The 4,021-nt window shown below is 68.4% G+C and carries 3 protein-coding genes and 1 tRNA gene; 2 read left to right on the plus strand and 2 right to left on the minus strand.

Translation table 11 applies throughout. The features are described from left to right. Positions 1 to 450: 450 nt before the first annotated feature. Positions 451 to 1,356, minus strand: coding sequence for a hypothetical protein (locus tag ACIRYZ_RS46310; protein WP_402955739.1), 906 nt, complete (start codon positions 1,354 to 1,356; stop codon positions 451 to 453). 515 nt (positions 1,357 to 1,871) lie between these two features. Here ACIRYZ_RS46310 and ACIRYZ_RS46315 point away from each other — a divergent pair. Together ACIRYZ_RS46315 and ACIRYZ_RS46320 are read left to right on the plus strand one after the other, a co-directional pair. Continuing rightward, positions 1,872 to 1,945 (plus strand) — tRNA-Met (locus ACIRYZ_RS46315). Between the two features lie 139 nt (positions 1,946 to 2,084). Then, on the plus strand, positions 2,085 to 2,243 hold the full coding sequence (locus ACIRYZ_RS46320; RefSeq protein WP_402955741.1) for a hypothetical protein: 159 nt from the start codon (positions 2,085 to 2,087) through the stop codon (positions 2,241 to 2,243). Between the two features lie 228 nt (positions 2,244 to 2,471). Here ACIRYZ_RS46320 and ACIRYZ_RS46325 read toward each other — a convergent pair whose 3' ends face one another. Further along, positions 2,472 to 3,938: a peptide chain release factor 3 gene (locus ACIRYZ_RS46325; RefSeq protein ID WP_402955743.1), complete on the minus strand. Its 1,467-nt coding sequence runs from the start codon at positions 3,936 to 3,938 to the stop codon at positions 2,472 to 2,474. Positions 3,939 to 4,021: the final 83 nt, after the last annotated feature.

Here is a 4,021-nt window from a genome sequence, read left to right on the forward strand (position 1 = left end):
GCACGACGGCGCAGCTCAGGCGGGTAGGAGGAAGGGCGTGCCATGACTCGAATCCTTTCACGAAATCGAGTCCCCACCGAACCCGGGGCGGTTCATTGTGCGACTCACTCGGCCAGTCTGAGCACCTATGTCTTCGGCCCGCCAAAGCTTTTGCGGCCTACTCGATTCCGGCTGTTCCCGCCTTGCCCGAGGACGGCCAGAGAACGACACGGTCGCAAACTTCGGTGGCGGCGATACGACATTCACCTGTCACCGAGTTGATCGCGATATTCGTAGACCACCGCCTATCTCCGAGGTTCTCGCCACCCAGCCGGTCAGATCCTCTGTCGACGTCCGCCTGGATAGACACCCCCAGTTGTTCGGCTTCCGGAAGCCGGCCGGGAAGAACCATATTTCGCGTCCGATTGCCCCAGCGGCTTCGAGTGGCGCCGGGCGCGTGCTACGGGCAGATCAGCCGAGCTTCCAGAGCGTCAGCCCGCCGTGGTCGTCGACGGTGGTCCATGTGCCGTCGCCGCGCAGCCGGGGCTCGGCGGCGAGACTGCCCCGGATCGCTCCGCTGGCGAGGTCGACGACGTACGGAATGTTCCACTCGTCGTCCTCGGTCTCGCCGGCGACGGTGATCACCGCCGTGGCGGCATCAAGGTAGCCACCGCTCCACGCGATGTGGGGCTCTTCGACCTCGTCGTTGTCATCGGTGCTCCCGTCCTCGTCGGCTCCCGCGGGAGTCAGGAAGCGCTCGACGGCGAAGCGGCACAGCTCGGTGCCGTCGGGGAAAGCGTGGAAGACGGCGTCGTCCTCACCGTGTCCGACGGTCATGAACTCCCGCCCGTCGGGGGAGACATCGATCAGGCAGCGGTCGTCCCAGGGGTAGGAGTGGACGCTGATCGCGTCCCCGTCCAGACGGCCGTGGAAGAGGAAGACGCCGTCCTGGCCTTCACCGACGTCCAGGAGCATGTGAATGCCGTCGGGGTGGGCCACCTGGTGGGCGCCCTGCCCGACCGTGGGCAGGGCGTATTCGGCGATCACCCGCCCGTCGGCGGCGTCCATGACCAGCCAGCGATCTCCGCCGTCCCCCCGGCCCAGCATGGCGTCCGGCCGAAAGATCCACACATGCGAACCGTCCAGCGAGAAGGCGCAGTTGGCGAGCCCGATCGAAGAGTGCGCCGGCGGCGTGAAAGGGATCCGCCAGCGCACCGCGCCGTCGGCGTCCAGGCATATGGCCTCGTGCTGGGTGGCAACGACGACGCAGCCGGCGTCGGGCGCGAGGGCGGCGCCCCACGCGTCACGCGGGCGATCGCCCAGTCGGAACACCGCACAGGGCGCGACGGGCTCGTCGCCGGCAGCCGAGAAGTCCACCGCGAACAGAGTCCCATCCAACGCCCACGACACCGGGCCGGGCCGGGCCGGGCCGGGCCCGGACGGAACCACCGAGGCAACCGCTGGGGACGATGCCGTTTCCGGCGTCAACGGCTTGGTCGTGGCGATCGGTCGAACGGGCAGCAGCGTCATGGGGTGAAAGGTATCGGGCCGCCCCGACAGAACAGGCCAGGCCAGGCCAGGCCAGGGGAGAATCCGGGTACACGGGGTGGGACGCAATGGCAGCATGCAGCCCCTGTCGGGAGCCGAACCGCCCGACCTGAGTGTCGTCGCCGTGCATGCAGTGCACGGCCAGGGCGACGGTCGCCCGCAGCCAATTCGTCTCCGAGACGGCGATTGCGTACGAGCTGTCCGCTGGTGACCAGCCATCCGGCAGGTGACGCTCATGATGGATTCCTGGGCCGCCGCCGCCACCTGCCGCAGACATTTTCTCGGCGGCGGCGAAAATGAGATTTCGCGCTGTGCGGGATGTGCCGTAGAGTCGGTGTCACCGACGCGGGGTGGAGCAGCTCGGTAGCTCGCTGGGCTCATAACCCAGAGGTCGCAGGTTCAAATCCTGTCCCCGCTACTACGCAACAAGGCCGGGCCCGTCGCACACAGTGCGACGGGCCCGGCCTTCGTGTTGGTTCGGTCAACAACCGATGGCGGTGTCGACCTCGATTCGTCAGCGGTGAGCGGGCCGTGATCATCCTGGCGCTTTGCCCGTAATGTCCCCGTTAACGGAACGCTGGGCATGCCGACGCGAACTCCTCGACCGGACGCTGATCTGGAACCAGCGCCATCTCCTGCACGTACTGCGGGAGTTCGAGGACCACTACATCACCCACCGCCTCCACATCACGCACTCCACCAGGACACGTCACTGACACCACGGCCCGTCCCGATCGCCGATCCCGGGCGGATCCCCCGGCTGGACGTCCGCGGACGCGACCGTCTCGGCGGCACCCTCCACGAGTACCGACATGCCGCATGACCTGCACGGACAGACTTATCGGCACCCACAGGGGCGGCGCGCGCCGGAAGACCCCCGGCAGGGGCCGCACCATGCGCCGTCCGCCGTGCCAAGCGGCGCCGCCGTGCCGAGAGGTCGGTGATCAGTCCGCCGTGGCGATCAGCGGCTGGAGCAGGACGTCGGGCTGGGCGCGCTGGAAGGCGTTCAGGTGCCACTTGTCGGCGAACAAGGCCAGCAGCACGTCGTCCGAGCGGCGGGTGAGCACCTCGCCGTTGGTCAGGCGGGCTTTGGCCAGGGCTGCGGCGCCGTCGGCGTCGGTGATCCGGGCCAAGCGGTAGGAGAGCTGGTCGAGGGCGATCGGGGAAGAGAACTCGTGCTCCATCCGGTGCAGGATCACGTCGAACTGCATCGGGCCGACCGCAGCCATGACCGGCGCCTGGTCGCCACGCCGGTCGGAGACCAGCACCTGGATCACGCCTTCCTCATCGAGTTGGGCGACGCCCTTGCGGAACTGCTTGGAACGGCTGATGTCCTTGGGCCGTGCCACCGCGAAGTACTCGGGGGCGAAAGCGGGCAGCGGGGGAAATTCGGTCTTCTTGCCGGTGTAGAGGGTGTCGCCGACCCGCAGCGCGCTCGCGTTGATCAGGCCGACCACGTCGCCGGGGTACGCGGTGTCGACCACGGTGCGCTCGGCTCCGAAGACGGTGTGCGCGTACTTGGTGGCGAACGAGCGGCCGCTGGCCGCCCGGGTGACGTGCATGCCGCGCTCGAAGACGCCGGAGCAGACCCGGACGAAGGCGATCCGGTCGCGATGGGCCGGGTCCATGTTCGCCTGGATCTTGAACACCAGACCGGAGAACTCCTCGCCGACCTCGCGGCTGCCGCCCTTGGCCAGCGGGCGGGGCCCAGGAGCCGGAGCGAGGTCGACCACGGCGTCCAGCAGGGGCTTCACACCGATGTTGGTCAGCGCGGCACCGAAGAAGACCGGGCTGATCTTGCCGGCCTCGAAGGCCTCCTGGTCGTAGCCGGGGCCGGAGGAGAGCACCAGCTCCAGTTCCTCCAGCGCGGTCGTCCAGGCTTCGCCCTCCTGCTCGGCGGCCTTCTCGGAGGTGAGCTGCTCCTCGAGGGCAGCGTGCGTGCCGGCCGGCACCTTGGTGTAGCGCAGCATCTGCTCGGTGTTCCCCGCTTCGACCAGGCCGCGCAGGTTGCCCGCGTTGCCGACCGGCCAGACGACCGGGACGGGGGTGATCCCGAGGTGCGTCTCGATGTCCTCGAGCAGGGTGAGTGCATCCCGGCCGCGCCGGTCCCACTTGTTGATGAAGGTGATCACGGGGACGCCGCGATGGCGGCAGACCGCGAAAAGCTTGCGGGTCTGCTCCTCCAGGCCCTTGGCAGCGTCAACCAGCATGATCGCGCAGTCGACGGCGGCCAGCACCCGGTAGGTGTCCTCGGAGAAGTCGGCGTGGCCGGGGGTGTCGACCAGGTTCATCACGTGGTCGCGATAGCCGAACTGCAATGCGGCCGAGGTCACCGAGATACCGCGCTCGCGTTCCAACTCCATCCAGTCGCTGGTCACGCCGCGCCGGTCACCCTTGGCGTGTGTCGGCAACGGCCCAATTTGAGGCCGGTCTCAACGGTTCAATCGTCGGCCATCGTGCGCTCTCGCTGGCTCAGTCGTTGTCGGCGGCGGTG

This window comes from Kitasatospora sp. NPDC101155 (genome assembly GCF_044768305.1).
In the GTDB taxonomy this organism is placed as follows: domain Bacteria; phylum Actinomycetota; class Actinomycetes; order Streptomycetales; family Streptomycetaceae; genus Kitasatospora.

Bases quoted from the DNA above. Each gene is read 5' to 3' on its own strand.
- ACIRYZ_RS46320 (WP_402955741.1), top strand. From the start codon at position 2,085: ATGTCCCCGTTAACGGAACGCTGGGCATGCCGACGCGAACTCCTCGAC.